A 13,796-nucleotide genomic window follows, 5' to 3' on the forward strand; every position below is an offset into this window, starting at 1 on the left:
GGGGCGCTCGTTGGTGCGCTGTGGTGCGTGATGCGCTGTGGTGCGCTGTGGTGCACTGTGATGCGCTGTGGTGCGCGGGGCCGCGTTGAGCGGCCCGGGGCTCGGGGTGGCCCGCCGGTGTGGGAGCGGCGGGCCACCCGGCCGGGGCCTAGAGGCCCTTGAGGATGGTCTCGATCTGGCCGAGCACGTCGATCGAGGTGCCGTACCGGTCGGTGGTGGCGTACGTGACCGGGATGACCTTGTTGGCCTGGACGGCCTTGAGGTTCTTCCAGGACGGCTGCTTGTCGAGGTCCTTGGTGTCCTGCGGGACCTCGCCGGTGGCGGCCGTCCTGGGCACCAGGATGATGTCGGCGTCGGCGAGCACGTCGAGCTTCTCGGTCGAGTAGGTGACCTCGTGCTCCTTCGGGTCGGTGGACGCCTGGGAGAAGGTGGCACCCGCGTCGGTCAGCACCCGGCCGACCCAGGAGCTGCTGGTGTCGACCAGGAACTCGCCGCCGCCGTAGGAGGACGCGATGGTCCACTTCACGGAGTTGAGCTTGCCGGCGTAGTCGGCCTTGATCTTGGCGGCCTTGGCCTCGTAGTCCGACTTCAGCTTCTTGAACTCGGCCTGCTTGCCCACGGCCGTGGCGATCTTCTCCTGGGCGGTGAACAGGTCGCCCGGCTTGTCGATGCCGAAGTAGAGGGTCGGCGCGATGCCTTCGAGCTTGCTGACACCCCAGTCGAACGCGGTGGCGCCCTCGACCACGATCAGGTCGGGCCTGAGGGAGGCGACCTTCTCGACGTTGATCTCGATGCCGGAGCCGATCGCCTCGATCTTCTTGGCGGCCTCGGTCTGCGAGGGCAGCAGCTCCATCGGGTTGTTGTCGTCGATGGTGCTGGTGCCGACCGGCTGCACCCCGAGGTCGAGCAGGGCGCCGGTGGCGTAGGAGACGGAGACGATCCGCTTGACGCCGGCCGGGACGGTGACCTTGCCGTTGGTCGCCTCGATCACCTGGGAGGCCGCGGCGCCGCCGGTCGAGCCGGTGGCCGCGTCGCTCTTGCTGTCGCCGTTCGAGCCGCAGGCGGTGAGGCCGAGGGCGGCGACACCGGCGATGGCGGCGATTCTCAGACCACGGGACGGCAGGGCACGGGTGTTCATCGTTCTCCTTGGGGGTACTGCGTGGCTTGCGCGGGGGCGCTCGGTGGGGCGGTGCAGCGGGCGGGGGTTCCCCCGCGGGCCTGCTGCGGTCAGGCTGCTGAGAGGTGGGCGGACCACACCCGGACGGTCGGGGTGCCGAGGTCGGCCAGGTCGGCGAACTCCACCCGTGCGCCCTGGGCGCGCCACCGCTCGATCAGGTGCATCAGGCGCATCGAGTCGAGCCCGAGGTCCCGGAGGTCGTCGTCGTCACCGACCGCGTCGGGCTCCTCGCCGAGGAGTTCGGCGATGTCGGCGCGGATGCTCTCGGCGTCCAGGACGCCTGCGGACCGGGTCGGGGTGGTGTCGCTCATGGCGTGGTTCGTTCGCTTCCGGGTCGTGGGGGAGTTCGCCGGCCGGCCCGGCGGGTCGGACAGGCGTCGGCCGGCGGGTCGGCCGGGTCGGCCGGGTGTCGGCCGGCGGGTCGGCCGGTGGGTCGTCAGCCGGTGACGCCGAGGCGGCCGTCCTCGGCCCGCAGCTGACGCCCGGTGTGGCGCAGCAGCAGCGAGTCGCAGATCTCGCCGGAGCGCACCGCCAGGGTGGAGAGCAGCGACGAGGTGATGCCGTGGGTGTGCTCGGTGCCGCCCTGGAGGTAGATCCCCACCTCGACGTGGTCCTCGGTCAGCACCCGGTGGTCGCGGTCGACGCGCAGGCGGCCGAGCTCGTCCGTCCGCAGGCTGGCGCCGAGCTCTCCGAGCAGGTCGCGCGGGTCGACGTGCTCGTAGCCGGTGGCGAGCACCACGGCGTCCGACTCCAGGGCCAGGGTCTCGCCGGTGGTCAGCGAGCGGACCTCGGCGACGGCGCCGTCGGCGAGCTGCTCGACGCCGGTGAGCCGGGTCGCGTTGAGGATCCTCAGCCGCTCCCGGCCGGCCACCTTCTCCTGGTAGACCGTCCGGTAGAGCTGCTCGATCAGGTCGCCGTCGACCACCGAGTAGTTGGTGTTGGCGTGGTAGCCGAGCAGGGTCCGCTTGGCGTCCTCCGGCGCGGCGTAGAACTCGTCGACGGCGGACGGGTCGAAGATCCGGTTGGCGAACGGGCTGTCGTCGGCCGGGCTGTAGCCGTACCGGGTGAGGACGGCGCAGATCTCCGCCTCGGGGAAGGTCCGGTGCAGGAACTCCACGGCCTCGGCGGCCGACTGGCCGGCGCCGACGACCGTGAAGCGGCGGTGGCGCAGCTCCTCGCGTCGCTCGATCAGGTCGGGGGCGCGGAACAGCAGGTCGCGGGTGTGGATGACGCGGTCCCCGGCGGTCACGCCCTGGGGCAGCCGCGGCTTCAGGCCGGTGCCCACCGCGATGTTGCGCGCCAGCCGGACCTCGCGGTCCGCCGGGTCGGTGACCGACTCGGAGACCACCTCGACGAACTCGACCCGGCCGTCCGGGGAGGTCACCGGGCGGACGGCGGTGACCCGGCGACCGTAGGCGGTCCGGTCGGCGAACTCCGCGGCGCACCACTCGAAGTAGTCGTGGAACTCCAGGCGGGTCGGGTAGAAGGACTTCTGGTTGATGAAGTCGGCGAGCCGCCCGCGCTCCTGGAGGTAGGTCAGGAAGGTGAAGCGGCTGCGGGGGTCCCGCATCGTCACGAGGTCCTTGAGGAAGGAGACCTGCATGGTCGCCCCCTCCAGCAGCATCCCGCGGTGCCAGCCGAATCCGGCCTGCTTCTCCAGGAAGCCGACCTTCAGGGCCTGCTGCGGGTCCCGGCGGTTGTGCTCGTCGACGGCGATGGCCAGAGCCAGGTTGGCGGGACCGAAGCCTATGCCGACCAGGTCGTCGGCGCCCTCGCCTCGGTCGATTGCGCCGTTCTCGCGCGACATGATCGATCCTTCCGTTGCTTCTTGCTTCTCGGCCCCGCCGGTGTCCGGTCGACCGCCGCGGCGGCCGTCCGTCACTCGCTCACTCGTTCGCTGTAGGTAAGGCTTACCTAACTTCTATCACTGGAAAGAGTGAGTCAAATCCATGTCGTACCCGAACCAACCATCGCGACCTGCCGTCCTTCCGTCCCGACCGCCGCATCCCGGCGCGATCGCTGCGGAGCCGGCCGCACATCGGGCACCACCTCGGTGCCCACCGGCGGCCCGCCGAACGCCGACAGCACGCCGTGGCGGACGCGCCCGTCCAGCACCCGCGCGCTCCCCACGCCGGCCCGGACGGCCCGCAGGCAGCCCTCCATCTTCGGGACCATGCCACTGGCCAACCCCGGCAGGAGGTCCGCGAGTTGGGAGGCCGTCAAGGAGCGGACCACCTCCTGGGAGCGCGGCCAGTCGCGATAGAGGCCCTCGACGTCGGTGAGCATCACCAGCAGCTCCGCGCCGAGCGCGGCGGCCACCGCGGCGGCGGCGGTGTCCGCGTTCACGTTGTAGACGTCGCCGTCGGCGCCGCGCGCGACCGGGGAGATGACCGGGATCCTGCCGTCCGCCAGCAGCGTGCGCACCATCGAGGGGTCGACGGCCGCGATGTCCCCGACCTGTCCGAGGTCCACCCGCTCGCCGTCCACCACCGCATGGCGCCTGACGGCCGTCATCGTGTGGGCGTCCTCTCCGGTCATGCCGACCGCGAAGGGGCCGTGGCGGTTCACCAGACCGACCAGCTCGCGCTGCACCTGACCGGCCAGCACCATCCGGACGACCTCCATCGCCTCCGGCGTGGTGACCCGCAGGCCGTTGGTGAAGTGCGACGTGATCCCGAGACGCCCCAGTTGGGCGCTGATCTGCGGACCGCCGCCGTGGACCACCACCGGCCGGACACCCGCGTAGCGCAGCAGGACGACGTCCTGGGCGAAGGCCGCCTTGAGGCCCTCGTCCACCATGGCGTTCCCGCCGAACTTGATCACGACGATCTTGCCGCGGAACCGCTCCAGCCAGGGCAGCGCCGCGAGGGGGCCACCCGTGTGCGAAGTTCCAGCAACCCCGGCGCGCCGTGCGCGCCCGGCCAGGCCGTTCTCCACCGATCCCCCTGCACTCAGGATGCCCGCACCAGGATGTGCGGCATTCGCTCCCCTCCGCTCCGCACCCGCTTCGCGAGTGCCGGAGGGAGCGCGGTTCAGTCGCTCAGAACCACTTAGGCAAGGGTAACCTTACATTTCTTCACCCTTCACGTCACCATCCCGTGCGAACGTCGCTCCCCCGTGCGAACCTCGTGCGAATCCCGGGCGCGCCCGAGGAGGCGGACCAGGGCCCCTCGACAGCCCCCATCGCCGCGGTGCGTCAGGGCCGCCAGTACCCGAGGGCGTGCAACCGCCCCTTCGGGACGGCGAGTTCCCTGCGGGCGAACTGCGCGATGGTCCGCGTGGCGACGGTGTCACAGGCGACCCACACATAGGCGCTCGCCGGATCGCCGATCAGCCCGGGCAGAGCCGTGCGGACATCGGCGACGAGCCTCGCCCCGGCACCCTCGCGGGGCAGCCGGCGCACCTCGTGGCGGGCCGGGCGGATCCGCAACGGCAGCCCGTCGTCGCTGTCGTGCTGGGTCTCCAGCCAGACCGTGGCCGGCACCTCGGGCAGCGCGGTCAGCAGGGAGTTGAGCGCCGGCACGGAGGCGCGGTCGCCGATCAGGACCATCCGCCCGGGCAGCGGGTCGGGTGCGGCGAAGGCGGAACCCTGCACTGTCGCCCGGACGGTGTCGCCGGGCCCGGCCCCCCGCGCCCACCGGCTGGCGGGACCGTCGTGCAGCGCGAACTCGACGGCGAACGCCCCCGCGGCCGGGTCCGGGTCGACCAGGGTGTACGCCCGCTGGTGCGGACGGCCCGCGCCGGGGAACCAGATCCGCACCCACATGGTCGGGTGGACCCCGGCGGCCGCGAGCAGCCCGCCGTCCGCGAAGTGCACCCGGCGGCAGTGCTCGGTGACGTCCTCCGTGCCGGTCACCGTCAAGGCGAAGTCCTTGCCCCGCATCAACTTGAGGACGACGCCCTCCCAGCCGTGCCCCTGTCCCATGACAGCCTCCGGTCGACAAAAGTTAGGGAAGGCTAACCTAGCCTCCGGCGTGTCGGGCGTCGACCCTCCTGCCGCCACCGGTCCGGCATCGACGCGATCCCCCGCTCCCGGCCGGCCCCCGCTCCCCCGCTCACCGGGTCATCAGCTGCCGCCCTCCACCGGCGAACCCGGCCCCGCCGCCCCGGCTCCGGTCCGCGACCACACCTTCGAGTGGCCCGGCCGGAAATCGCCGCGGCCGGGCCGGCCGCGCCGCCATCATCGGTGTCCGTACGAACTCCGAGGTGACCGGGAGAGCACCGTGAGCGTCCGCGTCCCCGCCAGACCCCCGTGGCAGCAGAACCCGTGAGGAGAGCCGTGAACGACACCACCGCCACCGCCCCCGAGCCGGCCCCCGACCCCGAGCTGGCCCGCTACCTCGTCGCGCACGCCGCACCGGCCGCCTGCGCCGACGCCCTGATCCGCGACCACCTCGGACGGGTGCTCATCGTGGACCCCGGCTACAAGCCCGGCTGGGACCTGCCCGGCGGCATGCTGGAGGACGAGGAACCCGCCCCCGCGCTGCTGCGCGAACTCCAGGAGGAGCTCGGCCTGGAGGCCGAGATCGGCCGGCTCCTCGCCGTCGACACCGTCCCCGCCGAACGGTGGGGCCGCGCGATCATCTCCCTCGTCTACGCCGCCCGTCCGAGGACGACGGTGGACGCGGCCGCGCTGGTGCTGCAACCCTGCGAGATCCGCGCCGCGAAGTTCGTCCCGGAGGAGGAGGCGCTGGCACTGCTCGAGCCGACGGTGGCCCGGCGGTTCGCCGCCGCGGCGGCCGCCGAACGCGGCGCGCACACGGCGCTGCTGCGCGACGGGCACCGCCGGCCGATGCCGCCGCGCGACCACTTCGCCCAGCTGCCCGCACCGATGGCGGCGGCCACCGTACTGCTGCGCGACACCGCCGGCCGGGTCCTGGTCCTCGATCCGTCCTACCAGCCGCAGGCCGAGCTGCCGGGCGGGACGGTCGGGGCGTGCGAGTCCCCCGAGCAGGCCGCGGCCCGCGAGCTGCGGGAGGAGCTGGCGCTGGAACTCCCGGTCGGGCGCCTCCTGGTGGTCGACACCGCGCCCGCGTCGGCCACCGGCCACGGCCGGGCCGTGACCTGCTTCCTCTACGACGCGGCGCCGCTCACGCCGGCGCAGGCGGGCGCGCTGCGGTTCGCCGACGGTGAGGTCCGTGCCGCCCACTGGCTCGACCCGAAGGAGGCCGCGCGGCGGCTGCCCCCGCACCTGGCCGCGCGGCTGACCGCCGCGCTTCGAGCACGGGAGGAGGGCGGCATCGTCCATCTCAGGGCGGGTGACCCCGCCACCGGGCAGGCCGGTGCGACGGGCGGCGGCACACCGGCCGCGGCCGCTCGGCACGGTCGTCGACGGGACGTGGAGCGAGGGCGGTCCGGGGTGTGAACCGCCGCCGAGCCGAGCGGCGGCGGGTGGCGCGAACGGCGGCGAGGGAGCCGCCGGAGTCGAGCGGGGGCGGCCTCAGGCCTCCGGCAGCTGCTCCTCGTGGTCGGCCGCACCGGCGGGCTCCAGGAACGGGGCCCGCTCGACGGGCTGCAGGTGGTGGCGCTCGGTCTGGACGGGAACGGTGGCGGCGGGCTCGGAGAAGGGCTGCCACAGGGGGCGCAAGTCGGCGGTCATGATCGCCAGTGTGCCAGTCCCACGGCCCTCCCGTTGCACTCCCCACCCCGATCGGCCCGGTCGCCCCGTCGCGACCGCCCGGCGGGGCGGTGCGGGCGCGGACGGATCCGGCCGGGCGAGGGCGCCGGCGCCGCGGTTCGCCCCGCTCCCCGGCCGCCGTCGAAACGGCGGCAGCCACGGCAGGGCACGCCCTCGCCCGGCCCCCTCCCCGGTCGGGGCGGCCCGGTGGCAACGGCCCTGGTAGCGTCGGGCGACCAACCAGAATGATCATCGGAAGGGCAGCAGCCGTGCGGGAAGTGACATCTCACCAGGTCGGTCAGGAACGCATCGATCGGGCGCTCGACGGCATACGCCGACAGGCGTTCTACCGCTGGCACGGACTCCGTTACGACTCGCTGACCCTCGACGGCCTGGCGCGGCTGCGCGACGAACTCCTCGACCACGTCGGCGCGTGCACCCTCCAGGACCCGGCGCTCACCGGTGACTCCGGCCGGCTCGTGCTGCGCACCGCGGCGGAGAGCGCCCTCGGGGTGCTGGGCCTGGGCGCCTTCCCGGACGGGGACTTCGAGGTCTTCTTCCCCCTGATCGACGAGACGCTCAGCAGCGAGCAGCTCTCCTTCGGCGACTCCGTGGACCAGGCGCCCACGGCACGGACCTGGTCCGACACCTTCGCACTCTGCGCGATCACGGGCATGCTCCGGGAGCCGGCGCGGGTGGTCGGCCCGCTGCTCAAGGAGGACTACGCGCCCGCGATCCGTGACGGGGTGCCCTACTCGCGGCTGGAGTCGGTGTCGGATCCGGCCGACCTCGCCGAGCTGGAGGCGCTGTGCGGGTACCTGGCCGACATGGTCGGCACCTGGCCCGCGATGCGGCTCGCCCCGGAGCCCCTCGCCAAGCCGGACGCACCGACGCGGGCCGAGGCGGCCCGGCGGCTGGACGCGGCCGGTGCGCTCACCCCGGACCAGCGGCTGCTCCGCGTCCTCCTCGACGACGACCGGGCCGCCTTCGAGCAGGCCCTGGCCGAGCGCCTGCACCGGCACCGTGACGGCGTGGGCCTCGACCCGGAGCCGAGGACCCTGCTGCCGGTCGGCACCATCGCCCTGGCCGCCCTCGCCGTCCAGGCGCACGACTGGCAGCTGGAACTCCGCTCCGGCTACCTGCCGGAGAGCCTGCTGCACGCCCCGGCGGAGTAGGGGCCGGGCGGGCGCGTTCTCCCCCGGGTTCGGCGCCCGACAACCGGGTACCCGAGGCCCTGGAGGAGAGGAGAACCGCGATGCCCCGAGGATCGAGCCCCAAGCGCGAGCGCCAGTACGAGCACATCAAGGAGAGCGTGCTGGAGCGCGGCGAGAGCGAGCAGCAGGCCGAGGAGATCGCCGCCCGGACGGTCAACAAGGAGCGGGCCCGGCACGGCGAGTCGAAGACCGCCAGCCGGAGCTCCACCCACGACATCTCCTCGGGCCGCCGGGGCGGGCTGCGGTCCCACGAGGGCGCCCGGGGCCGCACCTACGACCAGTTGTACAACGAGGCCAGGCAGCGCAACATCAAGGGCCGTTCGAAGATGAACAAGCGGCAGCTGGAACACGCGCTGGAGCGCTGACCCGGCCCCGGCCGCGGCGCGCCCGCACCGAGAGGTGGCCATGATGACCAGACCGACACCCCCGAATCCGGACACCGAACCGTTCCCGCACCCCGCTCCCCTGCCGCGCCCCGGTGAGGAACCCGACCCCGTGCCGCCGCCCGTGCCGCCGTTCCCGGACCCCGATCCGGGGCCGCCGCCGCAACCCGGACCCGCGGGGGTGTGACCGGCCGGGCCGAGGAGGGCGCCCTCTCGGGCCGGCCGGTCACACCCCCGCGGTGTTCGGCCGCCTGGGTCGGTGGGCCGGTGGGCTGGCGGGCCGGCCGGACAGGTCGACGCTCGCCGCCGCGGCGGCCGGATGCCCACCGCGGGCGACGGAGTCACAATGGGAGGTACCTGCCGTTCCCCCGGGTTGGAGGCCTCCGTGAGCGACCTCAAGTTCGAGCAGAAGGCCGCACTGTCACGCCAGGAAGCCGCCGACCGGCTCTCCGCCCTCGCGGACGCGCTGAGGCACGACGGCAACGCCGAGTTGGACCTCGGCCCCGGGACGCTGACCCTGCGCATTCCCGACGAACTCCGTACCGAGATCGAGGTCGAGGTCGAGGACGGCGAGATCGAGATCGAGATCGAACTCAAGTGGCGGACCTCGTAGACCGACGGCACGCCGCCGAGCCGGCTCTCCCGGCAGGGGTTCCGCCGCCGGTCCGCGCCGGCCCTCGACGGGCCGTCCGCCCGTCGGCGGTGCGCCGCGACACCGTGCCGCGCCGGCGGCCCCACCCGGCGGGAGCCTCGGCCACCACCACCGCGCCCGACCGCGTCTGGTACGCCGCGTACGGCTCGAACCTGTGCGCCGAGCGGCTGGCCTGCTATCTCCGCGGCGGCCGGCCGCCGGGTGGCGCCCGGACCTACCCCGGCTGCCGCGACGGGCGGCCGCCCGAACGGGCCGAGCCGGTGATGCTGCCCGGGCTGGTGTACTTCGCCCTGGAATCGGCGGTCTGGGGCGGCGGGACGGCCTTCTACGACGCGGCCGGGGTGGGCGAGGTGCCCGCGCGGGCCTATCTGCTCAGCGCCGGGCAGTTCGGCGACATCGCCGCCCAGGAGATGCACCGGGAGCCGGGAGCGGACCTCCCGCTGGCCGGCGCCCTCAGCGGCGGCCGGGAGCGACTGGGGCCGGGCCGGTACGAGACGCTGGTGTGCCCGGGCTCCCTCGACGGCGTCCCCGTCCTGACCTTCACCGCGCCCGGCGGCCTTCCCGAGGCGGACCTGAGACCGCCCCGCGCCGCCTATCTGCGCACCATCGCCGCCGGTCTGGTCCAGGCGCACGGCTGGAGCCTCCGGCGGGCCGCCGACTACCTCGGCAGCCGCCCGGGTGCCACCGCGCGGTGGAGCGCCGCCACGCTGCTCCGGGCCCTGGAGGACCCGGCCGGCGACGGCTGAGGGCACCCTCCCCCGGCGGTGGACCGGCAGCCGGCCCGGGGCCGGCCGCGCGCACCGCCGCGGCCCGCACGCCCCGGCGCTCCTCGGCTCCTCGGCTCCTCGGCGACCGCAGGAATGGTGAACGCCCTTGCGGGGAAGGGGTGTTCGAGCGCGGCAAATGGTTCAGACCATTGACGGCTCGGGGTCGCGGCTCCTACGGTGGGGACCACACCGACCTGGCGCAGGCATGCCAAGAGATCCACGGCCGCCGCACCCCCACGCGCGCGCCCTGCGTCGGGCGCACACTCCATCCACCCCCACGGAGGAGCACCATGCGCAAACGTCATCTGGCCGGCGCGGCCGCGGCCGCGATCGCGCTGCCGCTCACGCTGGCCCTGCCGGCGCAGTCGCACGGCTTCATCAACCTGCCGCCCAGCCGGGCCGCACTCTGCGGCGCGGGCGTCGTCACCAACTGCGGCGACATCCAGTGGGAGCCGCAGAGCGTCGAAGGACCGAAGGGCTTCCCCACCCGCGGTCCGGCCGACGGCACCATCTGCGCCGGCGCCGACGCGCGCTGGGCCCCGCTGGACGCCCCGCGCAACGGCACCTGGCCGACCACCGCCGTGACGGCGGGCCAGCAGCTCACCTTCACCTGGAACATCGAGGCCCGGCACGCCACGACCACGTTCAAGTACTACCTCACCAAGCCCGGTTACGACGCGACCCAGAAGATCACCCGGGCCAACCTGGACCTGACCCCGTTCCTGACCGTCAACTACAACGGCCGGCAGCCCGCCGCCACGACCACCCACACCGGCACCCTGCCCACCGGCCGCACGGGCCACCAGGTCATCCTGGCGGTCTGGGAGATCGCCGACACCAACAACTCCTTCTACTCCTGCACCGACGTGAAGTTCTGATCTGACGTCAGTGCCGCCCCGATGTCCGTCGGCCCCCTGCCCGGCACAGCTGTCCGAGACCCCGGTCCGGCACCTTCCCGCACGCGGTGAGGCGCCGGGCCGGGCACCGGAGCGCGAGCCGGCCGCCCCGCGCTCCGGGTCGCGCCCGGTTCGCGACCGGGAACGACCGGTTCACGACCGCGAAGGACCGCGCCGACCGCCCGAGACGCGCGGCGCCCCGCCGGTGCCGCCGGCCCGCGTCGACGCGGAGCCGCCACCACCGTCCGCAGCGGCCCCGCCGCCCTGGACGCACACGCCCTCCAGGAGCACGGTCAGATAGCGGCGGGCGGTCTCGACCCGGGCGTCGGGGCCGGCGTGGACGGTGGCGGCGTAGGCGATTCCGCACATCAGCGGGACCAGGTCGTCGGAGGTCAGATCGGCCCGCACCACCCCGGCGGTCCGGGCCCGGTCGAGCAGTCCTCCGCCGACCGACCACAAGGTCCGCTTCAGCTCGGTGGTGCGCGGCAGGGCGTCCGTGGGCGCGGCGGTGACCGCGGCCAGCGAGGCGTCGGTGACCTGCGCCTCGACGGTGCGGGTCAGAAAGCCGGCGAGGGCCCGCCCGGGGTCGCCATCGGCCAGCGCCTGCTCGCCGTGGGCGGTGAGCGCCTCCAGGCAGGGCGTGGCGACGGTCTCCAGCAGCGCCTCCGCCGTGGGGAAGTGACGGTAGACGGTGCCGACGCCCAACTGGGCGCGGCGGGCGACGTCGTTGAGCTGCAGTGGCGTTCCCTCGTCCACGAGGGCGCGGGCCACCGCGACGATCCGCTCCCAGTTGCGGGCGGCGTCCTTGCGCAGGGGGGCGGTCGTCATGGCAGGAGTCTAACTGGATGACCCATCCGTATCGCCGTGGCCCGTCACCCGCCGCCCGACCACCGGCCCGTCGCCCATCGGCCCACCGCCCCTTGGCCCGTCACCCGCCGCCCGTCACCCGGCCGCGAGGGGGGCGAGGCGCTCGCTGAGCCGGCGGACGGCCTCGGCGACCCGGGGGTCGGCCGCCGGACGGAAGGGGGCGACCGGCCGGACCCGCGGTCCGATCACGAGGCCGGTCCGGCCGGTCAGCGAGCCGTCGGTCGCGGCGAAGACCGAGGGCCTGGCCGCCACGGACGCCGGGCCCGAGGTCGAGCGTGCGAACCTGCGCCGGACCAGCGGCCAGAGCAGCCGCAGCCCCGGCGAGACGATCCTCGGATCGGTCATGGTGCCGTCGGTCATGGCGGTCGCGGCGCCGCCCGGGTCCGCCGCGAAGACCGAGACGCCCGTGCCGTCGAGCCGGCCGGCCAGCTCCAGCGTGTAGGCCAGGTTGGCGAGCTTGGCGCGGCCGTACCAGTGGAAGCCGTAGTAGCCGCCCGGCGGCTCGACGGCGTCGAAGACGCGCTTGGCGACGCCGATCGCACCCGAGGTGACGTTCACGATCCGGCTCGGCGCGCCGGCTCGCAGCGCGGGCAGCAGCAGTTCGGTCAGCAGGTACGGCGACAGGTGGTTGACCGCGAAGGTCGCCTCGATCCCGTCGACCGAGTCCTGCCGCTCCGGGAACATCGCCCCGACGTTGTTGACCAGCACCGCCGGCGGCCCCTCGGCGGCGATCCGGCCGGCCAGGGCGCGGACCGCGTCGAGCGAGGCGAGGTCGGCGGCCAGGAACCGGGCGGGGTGCGCCGGTGCCGTCGCGTCGATCCGTTCGACCGCACGGGCGCCGCGCTCCGCGTCGCGCCCCACCACGGTGACCGCCAGGCCCGCCGCGGCCAGCCCCAAGGCGGTCTCCAGCCCGATCCCCGCCGTTCCTGCCGTGACCACTGCCGTCCGCTTCATCACGCGACCCGTTCCGTCTATGTGGATGACCTATCCGGTTGTCCTCACCGTAGCAGAACCGGATGACCTATCCGGTTGTCGAGGCAAGGTCGCGGAAAGGTCGCGGGCAAGGTCGCGGGCAGGGTCTTCCGGTCCTGAACCCCACCCGCGGCGCGCGGAACCGGGCGGTGACGGTCCGTCGGCGGCGCGCGGCCCGGCCGCGCCACACCGCATCGCATCGCATGCCACCGGGCCGCCGGTCCAGCCCGGTGCGGCCGCTCCCCGACCGTTGCGGGGCCGGCCTCTGCAACGATCACGGCCGGCTGTTACCCAGCCGATGGGCAGCCGTGACACGACCTCCCGGGGACCGCGACACGGCCCTCCTACCGTCGGTCAGGACGCGCCGCCCGCACCGGTCGGCCGCGTACTGCGACAAGGAGAGACGCCGTATGTCGAAGCACCGCTCCACCCGCACCACCAGCTCGACCGCCCGCCGGGCGCTGGCGGGCTGCACCATAGCGGGGGCGGCCCTGTTCGCCACCGTCTCCGGCGGCCAGGCCTGGGCCGACGGGGTCCGGCCCGCGGCTCCCACCGCCCCGTCCGCCGACAACCCCGACCAGCCCGCGGTCGCGGCTCCGGCCGGTGCGAAGGCCGCGCCGACCACCACCGCCACCCCCAGCGCCAAGCCCGCCGACCCCAAGGCCCCCCAGGCCGCACCGGCCGTCGCCACGCCCAGCGCCAAGCCCGCCGACCCCAAGGCCCCCCAGGTCGCGCAGCCCGCACCGGCCGCAGCCGGCGCCACGCCCACCGCCACCCCGAGCAGCGGGGTTCAGCCCGGCCAGGCCCCGCAGGTCAAGACGGTGCCCCAGGGCGCCGCCCAGGCCGGTGACGGCAGCGGTGCCCTCGACGACGCCGGCACCAAGCTGGTCGGCGGCAGCGCCGCGGCCGCGGTCGGCGCGGGTGCGCTGGGCTTCACCCTGCTGCGCCGCCGGTCCGGTGCGCGCGGCTGACGCTGGTTCCGGGCACTCCGACGGCTCCGCGGCAGCAGCCGCTCCCGACGGGTCCACCGCCGCCCGGCCCGCGTACGAGGTCGTACGCGGGCCGGGCGGCCGGCCCGGCCGGGCCGGAGCCGGGCCCGGAACCGACCACCAGGCGCAGCCGACCACCGAAGCGGGCCGCGAGCCGCACGGTTCCCGCACCGCCAACCCGGACGAGGACGCCGCCCGACAGTGGGTCTGGGGCCCGCCGGGGCCGCACGAGAACGCCACCGTCCTGGTCTACCGGCGGATC

The 13,796-nt window shown here is 74.5% G+C and carries 15 protein-coding genes and 1 pseudogene; 8 read left to right on the forward strand and 8 right to left on the reverse strand.

Features of this window, described 5'->3' with window-relative positions; genetic code table 11:
- Positions 1–148: 148 nt before the first annotated feature.
- The 5 genes from ACWDRR_RS41050 to ACWDRR_RS41070 form a co-directional block, all read right to left on the reverse strand.
- A complete protein-coding gene (locus tag ACWDRR_RS41050) occupies positions 149–1,138 on the reverse strand; it encodes an ABC transporter substrate-binding protein (protein WP_449777419.1) in 990 nt (329 codons plus the stop codon).
- 89 nt (positions 1,139–1,227) lie between these two features.
- Entirely contained in the window at positions 1,228–1,488 is a 261-nt protein-coding gene (locus ACWDRR_RS41055) for a phosphopantetheine-binding protein (RefSeq protein ID WP_449777420.1), read from the reverse strand.
- 125 nt (positions 1,489–1,613) lie between these two features.
- Positions 1,614–2,984, reverse strand: a complete 1,371-nt coding sequence (locus ACWDRR_RS41060; protein ID WP_449777421.1) for a lysine N(6)-hydroxylase/L-ornithine N(5)-oxygenase family protein — start codon at positions 2,982–2,984, stop codon at positions 1,614–1,616.
- 134 nt (positions 2,985–3,118) lie between these two features.
- Entirely contained in the window at positions 3,119–4,102 is a 984-nt protein-coding gene (gene argB, locus ACWDRR_RS41065; RefSeq protein WP_449777433.1) for an acetylglutamate kinase, read from the reverse strand.
- A gap of 271 nt (positions 4,103–4,373) precedes the next feature.
- Positions 4,374–5,102 carry a siderophore-interacting protein gene (locus ACWDRR_RS41070; RefSeq protein WP_449777422.1) on the reverse strand — a complete coding sequence of 243 codons (729 nt, stop codon included), beginning with the start codon at positions 5,100–5,102 and terminating at the stop codon, positions 4,374–4,376.
- Between the two features lie 354 nt (positions 5,103–5,456).
- Between ACWDRR_RS41070 and ACWDRR_RS41075 the strand changes: the two genes are divergently transcribed.
- Positions 5,457–6,542, forward strand: coding sequence for an NUDIX hydrolase (locus tag ACWDRR_RS41075; RefSeq protein ID WP_449777423.1), 1,086 nt, complete (start codon positions 5,457–5,459; stop codon positions 6,540–6,542).
- Between the two features lie 75 nt (positions 6,543–6,617).
- Here the strand turns inward: ACWDRR_RS41075 and ACWDRR_RS41080 are convergent, their stop codons facing one another.
- Positions 6,618–6,776: a hypothetical protein gene (locus tag ACWDRR_RS41080; RefSeq protein WP_449777424.1), complete on the reverse strand. Its 159-nt coding sequence runs from the start codon at positions 6,774–6,776 to the stop codon at positions 6,618–6,620.
- A gap of 296 nt (positions 6,777–7,072) precedes the next feature.
- On the opposite strand from ACWDRR_RS41080, the gene ACWDRR_RS41085 reads away from it, so the two are divergent.
- From ACWDRR_RS41085 to ACWDRR_RS41105, 5 genes are all read left to right on the forward strand, one after another.
- Positions 7,073–7,969 carry an immunity 49 family protein gene (locus ACWDRR_RS41085; RefSeq protein ID WP_449777425.1) on the forward strand — a complete coding sequence of 299 codons (897 nt, stop codon included), beginning with the start codon at positions 7,073–7,075 and terminating at the stop codon, positions 7,967–7,969.
- An 80-nt stretch (positions 7,970–8,049) separates the two neighbouring features.
- Complete coding sequence (locus ACWDRR_RS41090; RefSeq protein WP_449777426.1) at positions 8,050–8,373, forward strand: plasmid stabilization protein; 324 nt, start codon at positions 8,050–8,052, stop codon at positions 8,371–8,373.
- Between the two features lie 403 nt (positions 8,374–8,776).
- The gene (locus ACWDRR_RS41095) at positions 8,777–9,004 is read left to right on the forward strand and encodes an amphi-Trp domain-containing protein (protein ID WP_449777427.1); all 228 of its coding nucleotides are present in this window, start codon (positions 8,777–8,779) and stop codon (positions 9,002–9,004) included.
- An 89-nt stretch (positions 9,005–9,093) separates the two neighbouring features.
- Positions 9,094–9,789, forward strand: coding sequence for a histone deacetylase (locus ACWDRR_RS41100; RefSeq protein ID WP_449777428.1), 696 nt, complete (start codon positions 9,094–9,096; stop codon positions 9,787–9,789).
- A 311-nt stretch (positions 9,790–10,100) separates the two neighbouring features.
- Positions 10,101–10,688: a lytic polysaccharide monooxygenase gene (locus ACWDRR_RS41105; protein WP_449777429.1), complete on the forward strand. Its 588-nt coding sequence runs from the start codon at positions 10,101–10,103 to the stop codon at positions 10,686–10,688.
- A gap of 171 nt (positions 10,689–10,859) precedes the next feature.
- On the opposite strand, the gene ACWDRR_RS41110 is transcribed toward ACWDRR_RS41105, so the two are convergent.
- Positions 10,860–11,534, reverse strand: a complete 675-nt coding sequence (locus tag ACWDRR_RS41110) for a TetR/AcrR family transcriptional regulator (RefSeq protein ID WP_449777430.1) — start codon at positions 11,532–11,534, stop codon at positions 10,860–10,862.
- 114 nt (positions 11,535–11,648) lie between these two features.
- On the reverse strand, positions 11,649–12,527 hold the full coding sequence (locus ACWDRR_RS41115; RefSeq protein ID WP_449777431.1) for an SDR family NAD(P)-dependent oxidoreductase: 879 nt from the start codon (positions 12,525–12,527) through the stop codon (positions 11,649–11,651).
- Between the two features lie 428 nt (positions 12,528–12,955).
- Between ACWDRR_RS41115 and ACWDRR_RS41120 the strand changes: the two genes are divergently transcribed.
- Together ACWDRR_RS41120 and ACWDRR_RS41125 are read left to right on the forward strand one after the other, a co-directional pair.
- On the forward strand, positions 12,956–13,516 hold the full coding sequence (locus ACWDRR_RS41120) for a hypothetical protein (RefSeq protein ID WP_449777432.1): 561 nt from the start codon (positions 12,956–12,958) through the stop codon (positions 13,514–13,516).
- Positions 13,503–13,796: pseudogene (locus tag ACWDRR_RS41125) on the forward strand (hypothetical protein); the annotation flags it as partial. The gene ACWDRR_RS41120 and the pseudogene ACWDRR_RS41125, both read left to right, overlap by 14 nt.

It is taken from the genome of Kitasatospora sp. NPDC003701 (assembly GCF_053587085.1).

Bases quoted from the DNA above. Each gene is read 5' to 3' on its own strand.
- ACWDRR_RS41050 (WP_449777419.1), bottom strand. From the start codon at position 1,138: ATGAACACCCGTGCCCTGCCGTCCCGTGGTCTGAGAATCGCCGCCATC.
- ACWDRR_RS41055 (WP_449777420.1), bottom strand. From the start codon at position 1,488: ATGAGCGACACCACCCCGACCCGGTCCGCAGGCGTCCTGGACGCCGAG.
- ACWDRR_RS41060 (WP_449777421.1), bottom strand. From the start codon at position 2,984: ATGTCGCGCGAGAACGGCGCAATCGACCGAGGCGAGGGCGCCGACGAC.
- ACWDRR_RS41070 (WP_449777422.1), bottom strand. From the start codon at position 5,102: ATGGGACAGGGGCACGGCTGGGAGGGCGTCGTCCTCAAGTTGATGCGG.
- ACWDRR_RS41080 (WP_449777424.1), bottom strand. From the start codon at position 6,776: ATGACCGCCGACTTGCGCCCCCTGTGGCAGCCCTTCTCCGAGCCCGCC.
- ACWDRR_RS41090 (WP_449777426.1), top strand. From the start codon at position 8,050: ATGCCCCGAGGATCGAGCCCCAAGCGCGAGCGCCAGTACGAGCACATC.
- ACWDRR_RS41105 (WP_449777429.1), top strand. From the start codon at position 10,101: ATGCGCAAACGTCATCTGGCCGGCGCGGCCGCGGCCGCGATCGCGCTG.
- ACWDRR_RS41110 (WP_449777430.1), bottom strand. From the start codon at position 11,534: ATGACGACCGCCCCCCTGCGCAAGGACGCCGCCCGCAACTGGGAGCGG.
- ACWDRR_RS41115 (WP_449777431.1), bottom strand. From the start codon at position 12,527: ATGAAGCGGACGGCAGTGGTCACGGCAGGAACGGCGGGGATCGGGCTG.
- ACWDRR_RS41120 (WP_449777432.1), top strand. From the start codon at position 12,956: ATGTCGAAGCACCGCTCCACCCGCACCACCAGCTCGACCGCCCGCCGG.